This is a genomic window from Nonomuraea sp. NPDC003709, assembly GCF_040610775.1.
Classification (GTDB): domain Bacteria; phylum Actinomycetota; class Actinomycetes; order Streptosporangiales; family Streptosporangiaceae; genus Nonomuraea; species Nonomuraea angiospora_A.
The window spans coordinates 14,033-33,213 of sequence record NZ_JBEXMW010000055.1; the positions used below are offsets into that span (position 1 = coordinate 14,033).

The 19,181-nt window shown below is 68.4% G+C and carries 20 protein-coding genes and 1 riboswitch; of the genes, 12 read left to right on the plus strand and 8 right to left on the minus strand.

Annotation, left to right across the window (positions count from 1 at the left end; all coding sequences use genetic code 11):
• Positions 1-198: 198 nt before the first annotated feature.
• Positions 199-1,065, minus strand: coding sequence for an ABC transporter ATP-binding protein (locus tag ABZX61_RS64120; RefSeq protein ID WP_350742574.1), 867 nt, complete (start codon positions 1,063-1,065; stop codon positions 199-201).
• On the minus strand, positions 1,058-1,975 hold the full coding sequence (locus tag ABZX61_RS64125; protein WP_350742576.1) for an ABC transporter permease: 918 nt from the start codon (positions 1,973-1,975) through the stop codon (positions 1,058-1,060). The genes ABZX61_RS64120 and ABZX61_RS64125 overlap by 8 nt, the downstream gene beginning before the upstream one ends.
• A gap of 476 nt (positions 1,976-2,451) precedes the next feature.
• Here ABZX61_RS64125 and ABZX61_RS64130 point away from each other — a divergent pair, with 476 nt between their 5' ends.
• The 5 genes from ABZX61_RS64130 to ABZX61_RS64150 all read left to right on the plus strand — a co-directional run bounded on the left by ABZX61_RS64130 (position 2,452) and on the right by ABZX61_RS64150 (position 8,180).
• Complete coding sequence (locus ABZX61_RS64130; protein WP_355212748.1) at positions 2,452-4,092, plus strand: ABC transporter substrate-binding protein; 1,641 nt, start codon at positions 2,452-2,454, stop codon at positions 4,090-4,092.
• A 128-nt stretch (positions 4,093-4,220) separates the two neighbouring features.
• A complete protein-coding gene (locus ABZX61_RS64135) occupies positions 4,221-5,165 on the plus strand; it encodes an ABC transporter permease (RefSeq protein ID WP_350742580.1) in 945 nt (314 codons plus the stop codon).
• Positions 5,158-6,132, plus strand: coding sequence for an ABC transporter permease (locus ABZX61_RS64140; protein WP_355212750.1), 975 nt, complete (start codon positions 5,158-5,160; stop codon positions 6,130-6,132). Before ABZX61_RS64135 ends, ABZX61_RS64140 begins: the two co-directional genes overlap by 8 nt.
• A 13-nt stretch (positions 6,133-6,145) precedes the next feature.
• Positions 6,146-7,180 (plus strand): ABC transporter ATP-binding protein, encoded by a 1,035-nt coding sequence (locus ABZX61_RS64145; protein ID WP_355212752.1) that lies wholly within the window; start codon positions 6,146-6,148, stop codon positions 7,178-7,180.
• Positions 7,167-8,180, plus strand: a complete 1,014-nt coding sequence (locus tag ABZX61_RS64150; protein WP_350742586.1) for a dipeptide ABC transporter ATP-binding protein — start codon at positions 7,167-7,169, stop codon at positions 8,178-8,180. Before ABZX61_RS64145 ends, ABZX61_RS64150 begins: the two co-directional genes overlap by 14 nt.
• A gap of 50 nt (positions 8,181-8,230) precedes the next feature.
• Here ABZX61_RS64150 and ABZX61_RS64155 read toward each other — a convergent pair whose 3' ends face one another.
• The 5 genes from ABZX61_RS64155 to ABZX61_RS64175 all read right to left on the minus strand — a co-directional run bounded on the left by ABZX61_RS64155 (position 8,231) and on the right by ABZX61_RS64175 (position 12,575).
• Entirely contained in the window at positions 8,231-9,415 is a 1,185-nt protein-coding gene (locus ABZX61_RS64155) for a lipid-transfer protein (RefSeq protein WP_355212754.1), read from the minus strand.
• A complete protein-coding gene (locus ABZX61_RS64160; protein WP_355212755.1) occupies positions 9,412-9,816 on the minus strand; it encodes an OB-fold domain-containing protein in 405 nt (134 codons plus the stop codon). The genes ABZX61_RS64155 and ABZX61_RS64160 overlap by 4 nt, the downstream gene beginning before the upstream one ends.
• 141 nt (positions 9,817-9,957) lie before the next feature.
• Positions 9,958-11,082 carry a S8 family serine peptidase gene (locus ABZX61_RS64165; RefSeq protein ID WP_355212757.1) on the minus strand — a complete coding sequence of 375 codons (1,125 nt, stop codon included), beginning with the start codon at positions 11,080-11,082 and terminating at the stop codon, positions 9,958-9,960.
• Positions 11,079-11,693: a hypothetical protein gene (locus tag ABZX61_RS64170; protein WP_355212758.1), complete on the minus strand. Its 615-nt coding sequence runs from the start codon at positions 11,691-11,693 to the stop codon at positions 11,079-11,081. The genes ABZX61_RS64165 and ABZX61_RS64170 overlap by 4 nt, the downstream gene beginning before the upstream one ends.
• Positions 11,694-11,768: 75 nt before the next feature.
• Positions 11,769-12,575, minus strand: a complete 807-nt coding sequence (locus ABZX61_RS64175) for an SAM-dependent chlorinase/fluorinase (RefSeq protein WP_355212760.1) — start codon at positions 12,573-12,575, stop codon at positions 11,769-11,771.
• A 117-nt stretch (positions 12,576-12,692) separates the two neighbouring features.
• Between ABZX61_RS64175 and ABZX61_RS64180 the strand changes: the two genes are divergently transcribed.
• From ABZX61_RS64180 to ABZX61_RS64190, 3 genes are read left to right on the plus strand one after another with little or no spacing between them, the layout of a single operon-like run.
• Positions 12,693-12,992: a DUF3263 domain-containing protein gene (locus tag ABZX61_RS64180; protein WP_350742598.1), complete on the plus strand. Its 300-nt coding sequence runs from the start codon at positions 12,693-12,695 to the stop codon at positions 12,990-12,992.
• A 39-nt stretch (positions 12,993-13,031) separates the two neighbouring features.
• Entirely contained in the window at positions 13,032-13,802 is a 771-nt protein-coding gene (gene otsB / locus ABZX61_RS64185) for a trehalose-phosphatase (RefSeq protein ID WP_350742599.1), read from the plus strand.
• A gap of 35 nt (positions 13,803-13,837) precedes the next feature.
• A complete protein-coding gene (locus ABZX61_RS64190) occupies positions 13,838-14,413 on the plus strand; it encodes a hypothetical protein (RefSeq protein ID WP_355212763.1) in 576 nt (191 codons plus the stop codon).
• A 6-nt stretch (positions 14,414-14,419) separates the two neighbouring features.
• Here ABZX61_RS64190 and ABZX61_RS64195 read toward each other — a convergent pair whose 3' ends face one another.
• Positions 14,420-15,850 carry a trehalose-6-phosphate synthase gene (locus ABZX61_RS64195; protein WP_355212764.1) on the minus strand — a complete coding sequence of 477 codons (1,431 nt, stop codon included), beginning with the start codon at positions 15,848-15,850 and terminating at the stop codon, positions 14,420-14,422.
• Between the two features lie 31 nt (positions 15,851-15,881).
• On the opposite strand from ABZX61_RS64195, the gene ABZX61_RS64200 reads away from it, so the two are divergent.
• The 4 genes from ABZX61_RS64200 (at position 15,882) to ABZX61_RS64215 (ending at position 18,649) form a co-directional block, all read left to right on the plus strand.
• Positions 15,882-16,436: an RNA polymerase sigma factor gene (locus tag ABZX61_RS64200; RefSeq protein WP_319719563.1), complete on the plus strand. Its 555-nt coding sequence runs from the start codon at positions 15,882-15,884 to the stop codon at positions 16,434-16,436.
• A 79-nt stretch (positions 16,437-16,515) separates the two neighbouring features.
• Positions 16,516-16,657: riboswitch (SAM riboswitch) on the plus strand.
• Between the two features lie 13 nt (positions 16,658-16,670).
• Entirely contained in the window at positions 16,671-17,903 is a 1,233-nt protein-coding gene (gene thrC, locus ABZX61_RS64205; RefSeq protein ID WP_350742605.1) for a threonine synthase, read from the plus strand.
• Between the two features lie 24 nt (positions 17,904-17,927).
• Complete coding sequence (locus ABZX61_RS64210; protein WP_185068974.1) at positions 17,928-18,203, plus strand: MoaD/ThiS family protein; 276 nt, start codon at positions 17,928-17,930, stop codon at positions 18,201-18,203.
• Between the two features lie 245 nt (positions 18,204-18,448).
• Positions 18,449-18,649 carry a cold-shock protein gene (locus tag ABZX61_RS64215; RefSeq protein ID WP_068927743.1) on the plus strand — a complete coding sequence of 67 codons (201 nt, stop codon included), beginning with the start codon at positions 18,449-18,451 and terminating at the stop codon, positions 18,647-18,649.
• Positions 18,650-19,181: the final 532 nt, after the last annotated feature.

The following is a 19,181-nucleotide window of genomic DNA, read 5'->3' on the forward strand; positions in this document are numbered from 1 at the left end:
TCGGATCGAATTGACGTTCGAATCCTATCGGAACGGCAGGCTCGCTGTCAGTCATTTGCCACTGCAGTCGCGCGCGTTTCGCACACAACAGCGAAAAGCGTGGATGTCGGTGTTTGTGGCCGTAACCCGGCAGGGCATCGGGCCGGAGCGGGGGGAGGCTCCGAGCCGTGAGCGGCGGCGGTCGCGCCGTGAGAGAGGTCAGCCCTTGTTGTAGGCGGCGATGACTTCCTTCGGGTCGCCGTCCATCTTGATCTTGCCCTTGTGCAGCCAGATGACGCGGTTGCAGGTCTCCTCGATGACCTTGAGGTCGTGGGCCACGAGGAAGACCGTGCCGGCGGACTCGCGGATCTGGCGGATGCGCTCCTCGCTCTTCTTGCGGAACTCGCGGTCGCCCGTGGCCAGGGCCTCGTCGATGAGGAGGACGTCGTGGGTCTTGGCCGAGGAGATGGCGAAGCGGAGCCGGGCGCCCATGCCGGAGGAGTAGGTGGACATGGGGAGCTGGACGAACTCGTCGATGCCGGAGAAGTCGACGATCTCCTGGTACTTCTCGCGGACCTCGGCAGGCGTCATGCCCATGGCGTAACAGCCGAGCACGATGTTGCGCTCGCCGGTGAGCTCGCGCATGAGGGCCGCGTTGACGCCGAGCAGCGAGGGCTGGCCGTCGGTGTAGACGGCGCCCTTGTGCGGCGGGAGGAGGCCCGCGATGGCCCGCAGCAGCGTGGACTTGCCCGAGCCGTTGCGGCCCACGATGCCGATGGCGTCGCCGTGGTAGGCCACGAAGGTCACGCCCTTGACCGCGTGGACCTCTTTCATCTGCGGGCGGCCCTGGCGCTTGAGGATGCGCGTGAGGGCGTTGACCGCGTTGCCCTTCTCGGAGTCGGAGGCCGCGCCGTAGACGCGGTAGACGATGTGGAGATCGTCGACGATGACGGTCGGAGTGCCCGTGGGGACGTCGAGTGGCCGCTTGCCCTGGGGCTCCGGATCTGGATGCACTCTCACATCCTTGCCGGGGACGGCGGGCTTCTCGCCCTTCACCTGTGACAGCTCCTTGGTAAGTTCAGCCACGCCCGTACCTCTCCTCGGCCCGCCAGAAATACCAGAAGCCGAAACCGAGTGCGAACACTGCCCAGAATACGCAAGACATCCACACCATCGGAGGGGCAGAGTGACTCTCGATGAGGATGTCCCGCATCCACTCGATGAAGGCGGCCGCCGGATTCATATACATCACATCGGCGACCCACTGGGGGAGCTTGGCGCTGCCCACGACCTTCTCCTGGATGGAGAAGAACACACCCGAGGCATAGAGCCACGTGCGCGTGATGAAAGGCAGCAACTGGTTGAGGTCACGCATGGAGGCGCCCAACCGGGCGATCACCAGGCTCGCGCCGATGTTGAAGAGCGTCTGCAGGAGCAGCACCACCGGCATCATCAGCCAGAACAGCGTGGGGGGCTCGCCGGTGATGACCACGATGACCATGAGGACGCCCATGGAGATGGCGAGCTGCTGCAGCTCCTGGATCGTGTAGGCCAGGGGGAGGGACGCCCGGGGGAAGTGCAGGGCGCGGATCATCGAGAGGTTGCCCGTGATCGACTTGGCGCCCGCGGTGACGGTCCGCTGCGTGTAGGTGAAGATGAACATCCCGGTCAGCAGGAACGCGGGATAGTTGTGGATGTTGCCCTTGCCGCCCAGGATGAGGCCGAACATCACGTAGTAGATGCCGGCGTTGAGCAGAGGGGTCAGCACCTGCCAGAGCTGGCCGAGAGCCGAGCTGGTGTACTTCGAGACGTTGCGCGAGGTCGCGTACGTCAGGATGAAGTGTCGCCGCTCCCAGAGCTGGCGCATGTAGACAGGGAACCTCGGCCGCGCGATGGCACGGCGAAGTCCGTATCTCTTGGCGAGCTTGGCCAGCGGCTCCTGCCCGCTTCGGCCGCCCGCCTGGGCGTCCGCGACAGCGGATTCCGGCTGGCTCATGGCAAGGACTCTATTGGATCCCGGTCGGTGGGGTGCCTGCCGCGCGGGTTGGCGGCAGCGTCAGTTGGACGGAGCCTCGGGACACTCGGTTCCCAAGGTGCCGTCAAGACCTGCTCAACCGTAGCCCAGCGCGGCGCGGTGCGCTGGCTAGGGCGCGACCACTCTCATGTAGAGGGTAATTTTCATCGTCTGTTCACGTCCCGGCCGTACCGGTTACACGGGCTCTGTACGATTTGTTGCCTGTTGGGCTAAATGTCTGTGACGCTGGATTGGCACACGTGTGACCGAACTGCAACGCGCCAGAGACTCCCTGGTGGCAAGTAGTAAGGGATAGTCGCGATCGACTGGCAGGGCGTCGGCTGGTTTGACCATGTCAGCCAAACCCGGGGGGAAAACCAGGATCCCCCCGTCAGGCTGCTCACGATCACCGCAGCTCAGCGCTAACGCCCACCTGTAGAGGGAGGAATTCTTTCACCATGCGTGTTACTAAGGGCGCACAGATCGTCGCCGGTACCGCGCTGCTCGCCCTCGCGGTTGCCGCGTGTGGCGGTGGCGCCTCTGACAGTGGCGGCACTGCTGCCGGAGGCGGCGGGGAGACGCCGGTCCGCATGGAGATCGGCGAGCCCCAGGAGCTCCTGAACCCCCAGAACACGACCGAGACCGAGGGGTCCGAGGTCCTCGCCGCAGTGTTCTCCCCGCTGGTCCGCTACGACGAGAACAAGCAGCCGGTCGAGGAAGCCGCCGAGTCGATCACGACGTCGGACAGCAAGGTCTGGACGATCAAGCTCAAGTCCGGCTACACGTGGCACGACGGCACGCCGGTTACCGCCGCCGACTACGCTCGCGCGTGGAACTACGCGGCCCTGCAGGACAACGCCATGAGCTCGTCCTACTTCTTCGGGCGCGTCGACGGCTACGCCGACGTCCACCCGGGTGAGGGCAAGACGCCGACGGCCAAGGAGATGAAGGGTCTCAAGGTCGTCGACGACTCCACGCTCGAGGTGACGCTCTCGGCGCCGTTCTCGCAGTTCAAGACGATGCTGGGCTACACCGCGTTCTACCCGATGCCGAAGGTGGCCCTCGGCGCCGACGGCAAGGTGACGCAGACCTTCGGCGAGCAGCCGATCGGTCAGGGCCTGTTCAAGCTCGACAAGCCCTACAAGAAGGGCACCGACCAGACCATCGACATGACGGTCTACGACAAGTTCCCGGGCGCCAAGCCGAAGAACTGGAAGAAGCTCCAGTTCAAGGTCTACACGAGCTCCGAGACCGCGTTCAACGACCTGCAGGCCGAGAACCTGGACATCCACGACTCGCTGCCGCCGTCGACGATCGCCACGGCCAAGTCCGTGCTCGGCGACCGCTACCACGACGAGCCCGACGCCGCCGTGGGTTACATCGGCGTCCCGCTGCAGTACAACCCCGAGTTCAAGGACCCGCAGGTCCGCAAGGCCATCTCGCTGGCCATCGACCGGAAGACCATCACCGAGACGGTCTTCTCCGGCACCCGCGCCCCCGCCGACGACTTCATCAACCCGGCCATCCCCGGTTACCGCCAGGGTGCCTGCGACGCGTGCACGTACAACCCGGCCGAGGCCAAGAAGCTGTACGACGCCGCCAAGGGCCCCAAGACCATCGAGCTGGGCTACAACGCCGACGGTGGCCACAAGGAGTGGATCGAGGCTGTCGCCAACAACCTCCGCGCCAACCTGGGCATCGAGGTCACGCCGAAGCCGTTCGAGAAGTTCCAGGGCATCCTGGACGCCCTGGACGCCAAGGAGTACAAGGGCCTCTTCCGTATGGGCTGGTCCATCGACTACCCGTCGGCTGAGAACTACCTGACCCCGATCTTCGGCACCGGCTCCATCGGCACCGGCTCGAACTACGGTGGCTACTCGAACAAGGAGTTCGACGAGCTGGTCTCCAAGGGTGACCAGGCGTCGGACGCCGCCGAGGGCCTGAAGTTCTACCAGCAGGCCGACGACATCCTCATCAAGGACCTTCCGTACATCCCGGTTTACTTCTACCGGAGCAACTTCGGGTACTCCTCGAAGGTGAAGAACGTCAAGCTCAACCTGCTCAACCAGGTTAACTGGGTCGACATCGAGAAGGCCTGACGTTCATTCGCGCGGTGGACGGCTCTTGCCGTCCACCCGCCGGAGGGCTGAGCTTGGAGGCAGCCACTCGAGCCGGGTGAACCACGGGCTCCGGGGGCTGCCTCCAAGTCATGTACCGGAGGGCTTGTATGGGCCGTTATGTCATCAGGCGCTTGATCCAGGCGATACCCGTCCTGCTCGGCGCCACGCTACTCATCTTCATGATTGTCTTCGCACTGCCAGGGGACCCCATCGCGGCGCTGTTCGGAGACAAGCGCCCGGACCCCGCGGTCGCGGAGGTCCTGCGCGAGCAGTATCACCTCAACGATCCGCTGCTGTTGCAGTACTGGTATTACATCAGCGGCGTGCTCTTCCGCGGTGACTTCGGCGTGAACTTCGCCGACGTCCCCGTGTCCCAGGTCATGGCCGGCAAGTTCCAGGTCACCCTGAACCTCGCGCTGACCGCCCTGGTGATGGAGGCGCTCATCGGCGTCGGCCTGGGCCTGTGGGCGGCGCTGCGCCGCGGCAAGGCCACCGACACCGCCATCCTGGCCTCCACGCTGCTGCTCATCTCGGTGCCCACGCTGGTCACCGGTTTCGTGCTGCAGCTGGTCCTGGGCGTCAAGCTCAAGCTGTGGACCGGGCTGGACATCTTCCCGGTGGCGGGCACGTTCGCGGGCTGGCGCAGCTATCTGCTGCCCGGCTTCGTGCTCGCGGGGACGTCGATCGCGTACCTGACCAGGCTCACCAGGACCAGCCTGGTGGAGACGCTCAGAGCGGACTACATCCGAACGGCCACGGCCAAGGGCCTGCCGCGACGGCGCGTCATCGGCCGGCACGGGTTGCGTAACGCGCTGATCCCGCTGATCACCTATCTGGGCGCCGACCTCGGCAACCTGATGGGCGGCGCGGTGATCACCGAGACGATCTTCAATCTCCCGGGGATTGGAAATCAGCTGTTCCAGTCGGTTTACTTGCGAGAACAACCGGTTGTGGTGGGGATCATCACCGTCCTGGTGCTGATCTACATCCTGGCCAACCTGGTCGTCGACCTGCTGTACGCCGTGCTCGACCCGAGGATCCGCTATGAGTAACCCAATCCCGCCGGTCGGGCCCGGGCTCCCGGAGACGCAGACTCTGGTCACGGACACGGTTACCGACCCGGCGCCCACACCACAGGGCAAGAAGGGCAAGGAAGGCAAGCCCGCGAGCTTGTGGAGCGACGCCTGGTACGACCTCAGGCGCCGGCCGATGTTCATCATCTCGGTGCTCATCATCCTGGTGCTGCTCGTCATGTCGTTCCTGCCGTCGCTGTTCACGGCGATCGACCCGTTCAACGCCAGGACCTGTGACCTGTCCACGGCCAGGCAGGCGCCCAGCGCCGGCCACCTGTTCGGCAAGGACAGCCTGGGGTGCGACGTCTACGCCAGGACGATCTACGGCGCCCGCAACTCGATCGTGATCGGCGTGTTCACCACGATCATCACCACGGTGGTCGGCGGTCTGCTCGGCCTGATCGCCGGTTTCCGGAGCGGCGTGGTCGACACGGTGTCCTCGCGGGTCACCGAGATCTTCTTCGCCATCCCCCCGATCCTGGGCGCGCTGCTCATCGCCGCCACCTTCCGCGGCCGGGCCAACAGCATCATGCTGGTCATCCTCGCGCTGGCGGTGCTCGGCTGGCCGATGACGTTCCGCATCATGCGGGCGGCCGTGATCACCGCGAAGAACCAGGACTTCGTGGTCGCGGCCAGGGCGCTGGGAGCGAGCGCGGGGCGGATCATGTTCCGTCACCTGCTGCCCAACTCGCTGGCGCCGGTCATCGTCGTGGCCACGATCAACCTGGGTGGCTTCATCGCCGCCGAGGCCGCGCTCTCGTTCCTGGGCGTGGGTGTCCAGTCGCCGGACATCTCATGGGGTCTGATGATCGCCGACGCGCGCATCAGATTCTTGGAGGCGCCGCTGCCACTGGTGTTCCCGGCCGTGTTCCTCAGCATCACGGTGCTGGCGTTCATCATGATGGGCGACGCCGTACGCGACGCGCTCGACCCGAAGCTCAGGTAGAAGGGGGGATCAAGTGAAGAAGACGTCAACGGATGTGTTGCCCGCCGAGGGAGGGCTGGGCGACCAACCGCTGCTCGCGGTCGACAACCTGCACGTGGAGTTCCGTACGCGTGCCGGGGTCGTCCGCGCTGTGAACGGCGTGAGCTACACGGTCAGCCCCGGTGAGACGCTCGCGGTGCTGGGCGAGTCGGGTTCGGGCAAGTCCGTGACCGCGCAGGCGATCATGGGCATTCTCGACATGCCGCCGGCGGTCATCCCCAAGGGGGAGATCCGCTTCAAGGGCACCGACCTGCTCAGGCTGTCGGAGGAGGCGCGCACGCAGGTGCGCGGCCAGCGCATCGCGATGATCTTCCAGGACGCGCTCTCCGCGCTCAACCCGGTGTTCACCGTGGGCTGGCAGATCAGCGAGATGTTCCGGGTGCACCGCGGCATGTCCAAGCGCGACGCCATGAAGAAGGCCATCGAGCTGATGGACCGGGTCCGCATCCCGGCCGCCAGGCAGCGCGTGAACGACTATCCGCACCAGTTCTCCGGGGGCATGCGCCAGCGCATCATGATCGCGATGTCGATCGCGCTGGACCCCGAGGTGCTGATCGCGGACGAGCCGACCACGGCGCTCGACGTGACCGTCCAGGCCCAGATCATGGAGCTGCTGGCCGAGCTGCAGCGCGAGAGCCAGATGGGCCTGATCCTGATCACGCACGACCTCGGCGTCGTGGCCGACGTGGCCGACAAGATCGCCGTCATGTACGCGGGTCGCATCGTGGAGAAGGCCCCCGTGCACGACATCTACAAGGGCCCCGCGCATCCGTACACGAAGGGCCTGCTGGAGTCGATCCCCCGGGTCGACCTCAAGGGCCAGGACCTGTACGCGATCAAGGGCCTGCCGCCCAACCTGCTCGACCTGCCGTCCGGCTGCGCGTTCCACCCCCGGTGCCCCTACCGGCAGGACGACTGCGTGACCGACGCCCCCCCGCTCCACGAGATCAGCGGCACCCGAGGCAGCGCGTGCCACTACTGGAGGGAGGTCCTCGATGGCGATCGGTGAGCGCATCCTCGAGGTTCGGGACCTGGTCAAGCACTTCCCGCTGACCCAGGGCATCGTCTTCAAGCGGCAGATCGGCGCGATCAAGGCCGTCGACGGCGTGTCGTTCGACCTGCACAAGGGCGAGACGCTGGGCATCGTGGGCGAGTCGGGCTGCGGCAAGTCCACCCTCGCCAAGGTGCTGATGGCGCTGGAGCGGCCGACCTCGGGCTCGGTGCTGATCAACGGCCGTGACATCGGCAGGGCCAAGGGCGGCGAGCTCAAGCGGATGCGCCGCAACATCCAGATGGTGATGCAGGACCCGTACACCTCGCTGAACCCCCGGATGACCGTCGGCGACATCATCGGCGAGCCGTACGAGATCCACAGCGAGGCGGCGCCGCGCGGCGACCGCCGCAAGAAGGTGCAGGAGCTGCTGGAGGTCGTCGGGCTCAACCCCGACCACATCAACCGCTACCCGCACCAGTTCTCCGGTGGACAGCGGCAGCGCATCGGCATCGCCCGAGGGCTGGCGCTCCAGCCGGAGATCATCGTCTGCGACGAGCCGGTGTCGGCCCTGGACGTGTCCATCCAGGCGCAGGTGATCAACCTGCTCGAGCGGCTGCAGAACGAGTTCGACCTGGCGTACATCTTCATCGCCCACGACCTGTCGGTGGTGCGGCACATCTCCGACCGGGTGGGCGTGATGTACCTGGGCAAGTTCGTGGAGCTCGGGAAGGACACCGAGATCTACGACAAGCCCGCGCATCCGTACACGCAGGCGCTGCTCTCGGCGGTGCCGGTGCCCGACCCGGAGGGCCGGGAGCAGCGGGAGCGGATCATCCTGCAGGGCGACCCGCCGTCCCCGGCGAACCCGCCGTCGGGATGCCGGTTCCGTACGCGGTGCTGGAAGGCGCAGGAGATCTGCGCCGAGGAGGAGCCGCTGCTGCAGATCCGTCCGGGTACCGGGCACGAGAGCGCCTGTCACTTCGCGGAGACGCACGACGTGGTGCACGTAGGCTGACGCGCCTCCGAAGACCCTCCGAGGGAGCTCCCCGGAGGGTCTTCGCGTTTCTACGTGGTGACGATCAGCGCGGAGCCGTGGCCGAAGAGGCCCTGGTTGGCGGCGAGGCCGACGCGGGCGACGGGCACCTGGCGGTCGCCGGCCTCGCCCCGCAACTGCATGGTCAGCTCGCAGAGCTGGGCGATCGCCTGGGCCGGGATCGCCTCGCCGAAGGAGGCCAGGCCGCCCGAGGGGTTGACCGGGATCCGGCCGCCGAGCCCCGTCGCCCCGTCGTGCAGCAGCTTGGCCGCCTCCCCTGGCGGGCACAGGCCGACGTCCTCCATCCAGTCCAGTTCCAGGGCCGTCGAGAGGTCGTACACCTCCGCCAGTGAGACGTCCTCAGGTCCCACCCCTGCTTCCTCGTACGCCGCGTGCGCGATCGCCGCTCTGAAGGGCCTCTCAGGGGCCGGTACGGCGGTGCGGGAATCGGTGGCGAAGTTCGGCAGCTCCAGGATCGTGCTGGGGAACGTCGGGGTGACGGTGGAGACCGCGGCCAGGCGTACCGGAGCCCGCAGGCCCCGGCGGCGGGCGTAGGACTCCGAGGCCAGGACCACCGCCGCGCCTCCGTCCGAGGTGGCGCAGATGTCCATGAGGCGCAGCGGGTCGGCGACCAGCGGCGAGGCCAGCACCTCCTCGGCGGTGACGGGCTTGCGGTAGCGGGCCATGGGGTTGAGCGAACCGGCCCGCGAGTTCTTGACCTTGACGGCGGCGAAGTCGGCCGGGGTCGAGCCGTGCACGGCCATGCGCCTGCGGGCGTACAGGGCGAAGTAGGCGGGGTTGGTGGCGCCCAGCAGGCGGAAGCGGAGCCAGTCCGGGTCGTCGGGGCGGTCGCCGCCGACCGGTTTGAAGAAGCCCTTCGGGGTCGAGTCCGCCCCGACCACCAGCGCCACGTCGCACAGGCCCGCAAGGATGCGCGTGCGGGCGATGTCCACGGCCTGGGCGCCGGAGGCGCAGGCCGCGTAGCAGGAGGCGATCCTGGCACCCGACCAGCCCAGCGCCTGCGCGTAGGAGGCGCCCGCGACGAAGCCCGGGTAGCCGTTCCTGATCGTGTCCGCCCCGACCACGAACTCCACGTCGGTCCACGCCACCCCGGCGTCCCGCAGGGCCGCGCGGGCGGCGGCGACGCCGTACTCCAGGAAGGGCCTGCCCCACTTGCCCCACGGATGCATCCCGACGCCCAGCACCACGATGCTCATGAGACCCGCTCCCACATCCACATCAGCGGCCCGTCCGACAGCGGCCCGGAGGTGAGCTCCAGCTCCATGCCGACCTCCAGCTCGTTCACGGTGAGGCCCTTGACCTGCCCGAGCACCACGATCCCCACCTCGTCGAGCTCGACGGCGGCCAGCGTCACCGGCACGTACGGGTCCGCGGCGACGTAGGGGGCGGGGGGTGGGTAGCAGGCGTTCGTGTACGACCACACCCGGCCACGGCGGGGGAGGCGGGTCGTCTCCATCGAGGTGGCGTCGCAGCGGGGGTTGGGGCAGAGGCCGGGACGGGGCGGGAAGGTGACGGTGCCGCAGGCGGCGCAGCTGGTGCCCAGGAGGAAGACGCCGTCCTCGTCGATGGCGAACCAGCCCTCGATCGCTAACGTCATGCCGCCAGTATCGCACAAGCGCTTGCTAGGGTAACGACCCGCCGACGCCCCTTTGCCCGGACGGGTGCGCGGGTGGCCCGCCGACGTCCCTTCTGTCCCTTTGGAGAAGACCCGGGGTTGGGGAGGGGGTCGGGGGAGGGGTCAGGGGCGGCGTTTGCGGTGGCGGACGAGGATGCGGGCCGACATGGCCGCGGCCAGCATCACCATGCCCGCCACCACCGGCCCCCGGGAGGCGGGCGGCGGGCCGTCGCCGAAGTACGGGCCGGGGTGGGCCAGGCCGGCGCCGGGCGGGTCCAGGCGGGCGGCCTCCCGCAGGGCGAGCAGGGCGTTGGCCACCCCGTGCCCGTAGGCGGGGCTGTGGCCGTCGGCCGGCTGCAGCCTGGTGCCGAGCTCGATGGCCGTCCGTACGTGGTAGGGCGACATATTGGGATACGCGGACTTGATCAGGGCCGCCACGCCCGCCACCATGGCCGCCGCCGAGCTGGTGCCGTCGCTCACCACGTACGAGTCGCGCGCGTCGGCCGTGACGATCTCCGTGCCCGGCGCGACCACCGACAGGTAGTCCTGCCTGTTGGAGAACGCGGCCACCCTGAGCTCCCGGTCCACCGCCCCCACGGCCATCACCCCGGGATAGGCGGCGGGGAAGTTCTTCCTGTTGGCCGTGCCGCCGTCGTTGCCCGACGAGGCCACCAGCACGGCACCCCGCGCGATCGCGTACTGGATGGCCTCCTCCTCCGACGGCGAGCCCTCCCACGCGCCGCTGCCGCCGCCCAGCGACATGCTGATCACGCCGGCCCCGTGGTCGACCGCGTACCGGATGCCCTTGGCCAGCGCGTCGCGCCCGCCGGCGCGCTGCTGCTCGCGCAGCGGGTCGCCGTTCTCCAGCGTGACCCGGATGGACAGCACCCTGGCCGCGGGCGCCACCCCGATCACGCCGCCCTTGTGCTCGTCGCCGTGGCCGCGCCCGGCGATCAGGCTGGCCATGGCGGTCCCGTGCCGCCCCCAGAGGCCCTTGGCGGTGCCGGTCAGGTCGGGGCCCTGGATCACGGCGCCCTCCAGGTCGGGGTGGCGGCCGTTCACGCCGGTGTCGAGCACGGCGACGATCACACCCTCGCCCCTGCTCGACCGCCATGCCTCGGGCAGCCGCATCGCGGCGAGCTGCCACTGTCCCGCCCGGGCGGCCTCGCCCACGTCGTCGGTGGCGCTCGCCGGAACGGTTCCCACCACCAGCGCGGTGACGAGGAAGGCGACGGCGAGCCTGCTCATCGGGTGAGCGTCCGGTGCAACTCGGTGGCGAGCTGCCGCGCCGTGGCGCGCAGTCGAGGTGCGAGGCGGTCACCCGGCTGGTACGGCCGGCCGTCGGCGTACCCGGCGGCCGTCGCCACCACGTAGCGCTCGTCGGACCTGAGCACCACCCCGGTGAAGTACTGCCGCTCGCCGAAGCGCTCGGCCGGCCCTCGGGGAAAGGCCACCGGCCGCACGGTCGCGGGCCGTCCCACGCGGTAGTAGTCGCGTCCGGGCGTGTCGAGCACGGCGATGCCCACGGTGGCGACGAACGTCTGCGTGCTGTCGGCGTACGTGGCGCGCAGGGCCACGCGGCAGCCGCGCCGGACGGCGGCGGGCTGGAACGCCGTCCGGCAGGGCGCCTCGGGGGCGACCCCGGCCAGCTCGTACGTGACCCGCGCCCCCGACGGGCTGACCCCGGGCAGGGTCGCGGGGAAGATCTGCGCGACGGGCCACGCGTGCCAGCGCTCTGACACGGGCGGCTCCGGCGCGGGCCAGATCGCGGACATTATGGAGAGCAGCACGATGGACAGCTGGTACACGTCGACCTCTGGAGGGGAGGGGAGGGACGCCCGCGCGTTGCATTCTGACACGCGCCCGCTGATTCTTTCCGACGCTTCGGTAAACAGACCGATACGCGGAGTAATTCCGATCTGTGCGCCTTCGTCCTATGGAGTAGGGGAGAGTCGGACATGTGCGCCAGGTGGGAGCCCCAACCGCTGCGCTGCGTCACCGGAATTGACCGCGATCGCGATCAGCCCCGCCGAGTCCGCGAACGCCACCAGCTCCCCCGGCGGCACCGCCGCGAACGTCTCCCGGTAGGGCAGCGAGAGCTGCCGCCGGCCCAGCCAGACCCCCAGGGTGTCGCCCACCCGCACGCCCAGCGCGTGCAGGTCGCCGACCGCGATCGACAGCTGGGTGTTGCCGTAGCGGTCGACCGAGACGACCTCGCCCTCCACCGAGCCCTCGCGCAGCAGCGTGGTCGGCGCCGGCAGCGTCACCAGCCTGCCGATCGGCACCTCGGGCCCCAGGTCCGCCGGTCTCAGCCCGCCGCACAGCCGCCCCGCGACCGGCGAGAAGACGTCGCGCCCGTGGAAGGTGGGGGAGACCGGCCGCAGGAAGTGCTCCTCGTTGCTGATCGCGTAGGCGGCCTCGGCGCCGCCGCTGGCGTGCACGGCCCACGACAGCAGCCCGTTGTCGGGTCCGATGAACACCCGCCCGCCCGCCTCGACGGCCACCGCCCGCCGGGCGCCGCCCGCGCTGGGATCGACCGCGCCGATATGGATGCCCGCGGGAAGGTACGGAATGGTCTGGGCGAGAATCGCCGCGCCACGCCGTACGTCACCCGAGGGGATCAGGTGGCACACGTCGATCACCCGCGCCTCGGGGGCGATTCCGGCGATCACTCCGTGACACGCCGCCACATAGCCGTCTTCGAGTCCGTAGTCGGTGAGGAGCGTGATTACTGAGGTCACATTTCGTGACTGTACGTCTCTCAATACGTCGTGAACAGCCGCACTTCGCACATTACGATTGGCCACGGGCCGCGTGCGTGCGGAGTCGTCGCGCGCACCTTTCCCGAGGAGGACACCATGGGAGCACCGCTCAGCGGTGACAATGCTGCCCAGGAGACGTCCGGCCAACCCCTCTCAGAACGCGATCTCGAACTCCTCGCCTTCGAACGCCAATGGTGGCGCTACGCGGGCGCGAAGGAGCAGGCCATCAAGGAGAGCTTCGGGTTCTCCGCCACGCGCTACTACCAGTTGCTCGGTGAGTTGATCGACCGGCCGGAGGCGCTGGAGCACGATCCCATGCTGGTCAAGCGGCTGCGCAGGTTACGGTCCACCCGTCAGCGTGACCGCGCCGCCAGGAGACTCGGCATGCGTCCCTGACCGGCTGGGTACGGCAGCCGCGTGAGGAACATCCCTGGAATGAAAGCGATCTTGGACGACCCGGCGGGCGCCGTGATCGGGCTCGACTTCGACGGAACCCTGTCGCCGATCGTGCCCGATCCCGCCGAGGCCGTGATCCATCCGAAGGCGCCGGAGGTGCTGGCCGAGCTCGGCGCCCACGTCCTGGCGGTGGCCATCGTGACCGGCCGGCCGCCGGCCACCGCGCTGGAGCTCGGGCCGGGCCTGGCCGATGTGCCCCGGCTGGTCGTGCTCGGGCACTACGGCTTCGAGCGCTGGGAGGCCGGGCAGATCTCCGGGCCCCCGCCGCCTCCGGGCGTGCTCGAGGCAGAGGCCGAGCTGCAGCTGCTGCTCGAGTCGCTGGGCCTGCGAGACGTCACCATCGAGGACAAGGGCCGGGCCGTGGCCGTGCACACCAGGCGCAGCTCCGACCCGGAGGGCGCGCTGGCCAGGCTGCGCGAGCCGCTGGCCGAGCTGGCCGGCAAGCGCGGCCTGGTGGTCGAGCCGGGCCGCTTCGTGCTGGAGCTGCGGCCGCCGGGCATGGACAAGGGGCAGGCGCTCAGCCTGTTCCTGGCGGAGCGGGCCGCCAGGTCCGTCATGTTCGTGGGCGACGATCTCGGCGACCTGGCCGCGTTCGAGGCCGTACGTCTCTCGGGGCTGCCCGGCGTGACCGTGTGCAGCGGCTCCGCGGAGGTCACCGAGCTGGCCGAGCGGGCCGACATCGTGGTGGACGGGCCCGACGGCGTCGTCGCGCTGCTGGAGGAGCTTGTGGCGGCTTTCAGCCGTTCGTGATTGAGCTGCAAGTCGCGCTCCCTAGGGTCGGGCGCATGCACAAGCGACACCTCGCCGCCGTGGCCGTGGCCGCGGCCACCCTCCTCGCGACCTCCCTGCCCGCCCACGCCGCGCCCGCCCAGGCGGTCAAGCTGCGCAAGGGCCTGACCCTGTACATCCCGATCAAGTGGGTGGTCCACCGCTTCGGCGACGATGTCCAGATCGTGACCGGCAAGTGCGGCAAGCCCATGGGCTGGGGGACGCCCGAATGCGACGCCTTCTACGTCCTCGGCCCCTCGTCCATCAAGCGCGGCGCCGAGGGGTTCGGCCCGTACACCGGCAAGAGGCCCTTCTACACGGCGAGCGACGTGCAGCCGTGCCCGTTCAACCGGAAGTGGGGCGAGGCCATCGGCCCGAAGGTCACCAGGGGCCTGCGCCAGGTCGGCGCGGGGCACAAGGCCGCCTACAACGCGTGGCAGTCGGAGTGCGTCAAGTATTCGGGCTCGACCACGAAGGTGCTGCTCCGCTTCACGCAGCGCGAGTGGTACCTGCCGCAGAGCAAGATCCTCATCGTGGACCAGTGGAACACGCCGGGGCTGGCCGACACGCTCAAGCACGCCGACTGGACCTGACCGGGCTCAGATCTCGGCCAGCGCGTCGAGCTGGGCCGCGAGCCACTTCTGCGGGGGCAGGGCGGTGGCCGCGGCGTGCAGCTTGTCGCGCCGCATGCGGCGCTCGTCCTCCGGCATGACGAGCGCGGCGTGCAGCGCGGCGGCCGTGCCGCTGATGTCGTACGGGTTGACCACGAGCGCGTGCGGGCCCAGCTCGGCCGCCGCCCCCGCCTCGCGCGAGAGCACGAGCGCGCACCTCGTGGACAGGATCGGGCCCTCCTTGGCGACCAGGTTCATCCCGTCGCGGATGGGGTTGACCAGCAGCACGTCGGCCATCCGGTACGCGGCCAGCGAACGCGGGTAGTCGTCGTTGACGTTGAGGATCAGCGGGTCCCAGTCCTCGGTGCCGTACTCGTCCTCGATCTCCTGCGCGCAGCGCAGCACCGACGCGGTGTATTCGCGGTATTCGGGCAGGTCGTGCCGGCTCGGGTAGGCGAACGCCAGGTGCACCACCTTGCCGTGCCACTCCGGGTGCGCGGCGAGGAACTCGCGGTAGGCCACCAGGCCGCGCACGATGTTCTTCGACAGCTCGGTGCGGTCGATGCGGACGATCAGCCGGCGGTCGCCCACCTGCTCCCTGAGCGCGGTCATGTGCGACTCGACGTCGGGCTCGACGGCACGCTCCCACAGCGCGTCGCCGTCCACGCCGAGGCTGTGCACGCCGATGCGGGTGGTCCGGCCCTCGTGGGTGACGCTGCGGCCCACGCGGTCGACCTCCGCGCCCAGCAGCGCCTCACAGCAGTCCATGAACGCCTGCGCCCACCTGTCGGCCAGGAACCCGGCGTGATCGGCCCCCAGGATGCCCTCCAGGACCTCTCCGACCACCTCGTCGGGCAGCAGCGAGAAGTATTCGGGGGGCGCCCACGGGGTGTGGCTGAAGTGGGCGATGCGCAGGTCGGGCCGCTCGGCGCGGAGCATCGCCGGGGTCAGCGTCAGGTGGTAGTCCTGCACCATGACGCGGGCGCCGTGGCCGGCCTCCTCGGCCAGCGCCAGCGCGAACGCGCCGTTGTAGTCGCGGTAGGACTCCCACTCGCGCTCGAACCTCGTGCCGAAGTTGGGTGAGTTGGGGATGTCGTAGAGCAGGTGGTTGACGAACCACAGGGTGGAGTTGGCCACGGCGTTGTAGGCGCGGTGGAAGGTGGCGGGCGGGATGTCGAGCATGCGCACCGGGCCCGTGTCGTAGCCGGCGTGGTCGATCCGGCCGCCGGGCACCAGGCGCACGGCGCTGCGGTCGCCGTCGGACAGCGCCGCGCACACCCACAGCATGCCGTCCTTCCTGGCCACCTCGGACAGTGCCGAAACCAGGCCGCCGCCACCGCGTTTCATGGTCAGCTCGCCGTCGTCCGAGACGGTAAAGGAAACGGGCCCTCTGTTGGAGGCCACCAGGACGCTGTTCATCTACGCTCCCTTCGCCCATAGGATCCCAGCTATGGCGCTAGATGAGCTAACCGAGGAACTCGCCCGCTCGGCCGCAGGAGGAGATCATCGCGCACTTGGCGAGCTCCTGGCGCGGATCGAGCCCGATGTGATGCGACACTGCGCCCGGATCCTCCCCTATCACCAGGATGCCGAGGAAGCCTCGCAGGACACGTTGCTGGCCGTGGCGCGCAACATCGGCCGGTTCGAGGGCCGGGCGCGGTTCAGCACCTGGCTGCACATCGTGACGGCCAACTGCGCGCGCACCACGTACAGGTCGCTCAAACGCCGCGCGGCCGAGCAGACCTCGGACGAGCTGCCCACGCAGAAGCCGGACGTGGCGCGGGTGAGCGTGATCGCAGGCTCGCGGCTCGACCTGCTCGACGCCATGGAGGCGCTGGAGGCCGACAAGCCCGACCTGGCGCAGGCGCTGGTGCTGCGCGACATCGTCCAGCTCGACTACAACGAGGTGGCCGAGCAGCTCGGCATCCCCCTGGGCACCGCCAAGTCGCGCATTCATCAGGCCCGCAAATACGTGCAGGGAGTGCTGGGTGATGATTATCGCTGAGACGCCACGTCTCGCATCTTGAGACGGGTGGCCATTTGGGCCCCATGGACGGGTAGAGTCCTTTTCAACAACTGAATATTGCTCATCCAGAGGGGTGGAGGGACCGGCCCTGCGAAGCCCCGGCAACCCTCCCGGTTTGAGACTCGCGACAGGGCGAGGCCGACCGGGACAAGGTGCCAATTCCGGTCTGCGGTCAAGGTGGCCGCAGGCGAAGATGAGGGAAGGCCTCGCTTCATGTCGCTCGACTTTGGTCCTGCTGTCGGTCTGTCCTGCCGTGAGTGCGGCACGCGTTACCCGCTCGGTCCGAGCTTCGCGTGTCTGGAGTGTTTCGGGCCGCTCGAAGCGGCCTATTCCTTCGGTACGGTGACCCGCTCCGACATCGAGTCTGGTCCCGCCAACATCTGGCGTTACCGGTCGCTGCTCCCGGTGCCGGTTGACGTCGCCAGTAAGCCCAATATGAACCCCGGCTGGACCAAACTGGTCAAGGCCGGAAACCTCGGACGCGCACTCGGTCTCAAGAACCTGTACGTGAAGGACGACTCGGGCAACCCCACCCATTCCTTCAAGGACCGGGTCGTCGCCATCGCCGTCGAGGCGGCGCGTAACTTCGGCTTCCACACCCTTTCCTGCTCCTCCACGGGCAACCTCGCGGGCGCGGTCACCGCGGCGGCGGCGCGCGCCGGGCTCGAGGCGTGCGTGTTCATCCCGGCCAACCTCGAAGCGGCCAAGATCGCCATGGCTCGCGTGTTCGGCGGGAAGCTGATCGGGATCGACGGCACCTATGACGAGGTCAACCGGTTCTGCTCCGAGCTGATCGGCGACCCGCTGGGTGACAAGTGGGGGTTCGTCAACGTCAACCTGCGGCCCTACTACGCCGAGGGCTCCAAGACGCTCGCGTACGAGATCGCCGAGCAGCTCGGGTGGCGGTTGCCCGAGCAGATCGTCATCCCCATCGCCTCCGGCTCGCAGCTCACCAAGATCGACAAGGGCTTCCGCGAGCTGGTGCAGCTGGGGCTGGTCGAGGACACGCCGTACAAGATCTTCGGAGCGCAGGCGGCCGGGTGCTCGCCGGTCTCCACCGCGTACAAGGCGGGGCACGACGTCGTGCAGCCGGTCAAGCCCGACACCATCGCCAAGTCGCTGGCCATCGGCAACCCGGCCGACGGGCCGTACGTGCTCGACATCGCCCGGCGCACCGGAGGGGCCGTCGAGGACGTCACGGACGCCGAGATCGTGGCCGCGATCAAGCTCCTGGCCTCGACGGAGGGCGTCTTCGCCGAGACCGCGGGAGGGGTGACCGTGGGCGTGCTGAAGAAGCTCGCCGAGAGCGGGCGGCTCGACCCCGAGGCCGAGACCGTGGTCCTCAACACCGGCGACGGGCTCAAGACACTCGACGCGATCAGCGACGACGCCCAGCCCACAGCCGTGATCCGGCCCTCCCTCGACGCGTTCCGCGCGACTGTCTGACAACCAGGAAAGGCGAGTTAAACCATGAGCGTTTCGGTGCGGATTCCCACCATTCTGCGCACCTACACCGGGGGCAACGCCGAAGTCAGTGGCGAGGGCGCGACTCTTCGTGACGTGCTTGCCAAGCTCGACTCCGACTACCCGGGGATCGGCGCGAGAATTCTGGATGAATCGGGCAAGATTCGTCGTTTTGTCAACGTTTACGTTGGGGAAGAGGACGTCCGTTTCGCCGACGGGCTCGACACTCCGGCACCTGAGGGCACTCAGATCTCAATCATCCCGGCGGTTGCCGGCGGCTGAGTGCTATAGATCACACGTGTGGAAGGCGCCCCTAGTGGGCGCCTTCTCCATTTCCAGGGCAAATGAAACGTACAAGCGCCTTCGTTGCGAAGAAATGCGTCGTTTGCAGATTGACTCTGTTGCCAAACCCCGTGCCACAGGTATGGTCGAGGGCGATCGTCTGGCTGATTTTCCCTTAAGTCCGGCGATTACGGGTCTCGCGGAGGAATGGGCGAGATCTGAAAGCCCAGTAAGAGGAGTCGGAAGTGGCGCAGGGCACCGTCAAGTGGTTCAACGCGGACAAGGGCTACGGCTTCATCGCGGTAGACGGTGGTAAGGATGTATTCGTCCATTACTCAGCGATCATGATGGACGGGTACCGATCTCTCGAACAGGGCCAGCGGGTCGAGTTCGAGATCACGCAGGGCCAGAAGGGACCTCAAGCGGAGTCCGTCCGCGCGGTCTGATACACCCCCCTGGTATGCACCGGCGGGGATCGCCCGGCAGCGCAGTCCGTGCGAACCCGCCACCTTTCTTTCGTCGACTCGGTCACGGCGAGCCGCGCGAGGCGGCTCGCCGTGCGTATGGATCCCGCCACCTGCGGTGGCCTGGACGCGGCTCGTCGCAGGTGCGGGGTCCTGCCGCCGGCGATGGACGGCTCTGCCGTACAGGCTGATATGGGGAGGAAAGGCCCGGTAGGAGGCTTCTCGCTTGCACTCGACAGGGTAGAGTGCTAAACAGTTCGTTGGCACTCTGTGCAGCAGAGTGCCAACACTCGGATCGGGACGATGGGGTCTGCCGCAGGAGATGCTGACCCATGCCGTCGCGGGCGTCGGCTCGGTCCACGACAAGCCACCCTGCATCTGGGAGGTCTAGCCTTATGGCAGCCAAGATGATCGCGTTTGACGAGGACGCCCGGCGCGGTCTCGAGCGCGGTATGAACCAGCTCGCCGACGCCGTCAAGGTGACCTTGGGTCCCAAGGGCCGCAACGTCGTGCT

What these genes read in the sequence shown, in the direction of transcription:
- ABZX61_RS64150 (WP_350742586.1), top strand. Translation starts at nt 7,167, where the DNA reads ATGGCGATCGGTGAGCGCATCCTCGAGGTTCGGGACCTGGTCAAGCAC.
- ABZX61_RS64130 (WP_355212748.1), top strand. Translation starts at nt 2,452, where the DNA reads ATGCGTGTTACTAAGGGCGCACAGATCGTCGCCGGTACCGCGCTGCTC.
- ABZX61_RS64190 (WP_355212763.1), top strand. Translation starts at nt 13,838, where the DNA reads ATGCACAAGCGACACCTCGCCGCCGTGGCCGTGGCCGCGGCCACCCTC.
- ABZX61_RS64140 (WP_355212750.1), top strand. Translation starts at nt 5,158, where the DNA reads ATGAGTAACCCAATCCCGCCGGTCGGGCCCGGGCTCCCGGAGACGCAG.
- ABZX61_RS64160 (WP_355212755.1), bottom strand. Translation starts at nt 9,816, where the DNA reads ATGACGTTAGCGATCGAGGGCTGGTTCGCCATCGACGAGGACGGCGTC.
- ABZX61_RS64210 (WP_185068974.1), top strand. Translation starts at nt 17,928, where the DNA reads ATGAGCGTTTCGGTGCGGATTCCCACCATTCTGCGCACCTACACCGGG.
- ABZX61_RS64135 (WP_350742580.1), top strand. Translation starts at nt 4,221, where the DNA reads ATGGGCCGTTATGTCATCAGGCGCTTGATCCAGGCGATACCCGTCCTG.
- ABZX61_RS64155 (WP_355212754.1), bottom strand. Translation starts at nt 9,415, where the DNA reads ATGAGCATCGTGGTGCTGGGCGTCGGGATGCATCCGTGGGGCAAGTGG.
- ABZX61_RS64180 (WP_350742598.1), top strand. Translation starts at nt 12,693, where the DNA reads ATGGGAGCACCGCTCAGCGGTGACAATGCTGCCCAGGAGACGTCCGGC.
- otsB (WP_350742599.1), top strand. Translation starts at nt 13,032, where the DNA reads ATGAAAGCGATCTTGGACGACCCGGCGGGCGCCGTGATCGGGCTCGAC.
- ABZX61_RS64125 (WP_350742576.1), bottom strand. Translation starts at nt 1,975, where the DNA reads ATGAGCCAGCCGGAATCCGCTGTCGCGGACGCCCAGGCGGGCGGCCGA.
- ABZX61_RS64165 (WP_355212757.1), bottom strand. Translation starts at nt 11,082, where the DNA reads ATGAGCAGGCTCGCCGTCGCCTTCCTCGTCACCGCGCTGGTGGTGGGA.
- ABZX61_RS64195 (WP_355212764.1), bottom strand. Translation starts at nt 15,850, where the DNA reads ATGAACAGCGTCCTGGTGGCCTCCAACAGAGGGCCCGTTTCCTTTACC.
- thrC (WP_350742605.1), top strand. Translation starts at nt 16,671, where the DNA reads ATGTCGCTCGACTTTGGTCCTGCTGTCGGTCTGTCCTGCCGTGAGTGC.
- ABZX61_RS64200 (WP_319719563.1), top strand. Translation starts at nt 15,882, where the DNA reads ATGGCGCTAGATGAGCTAACCGAGGAACTCGCCCGCTCGGCCGCAGGA.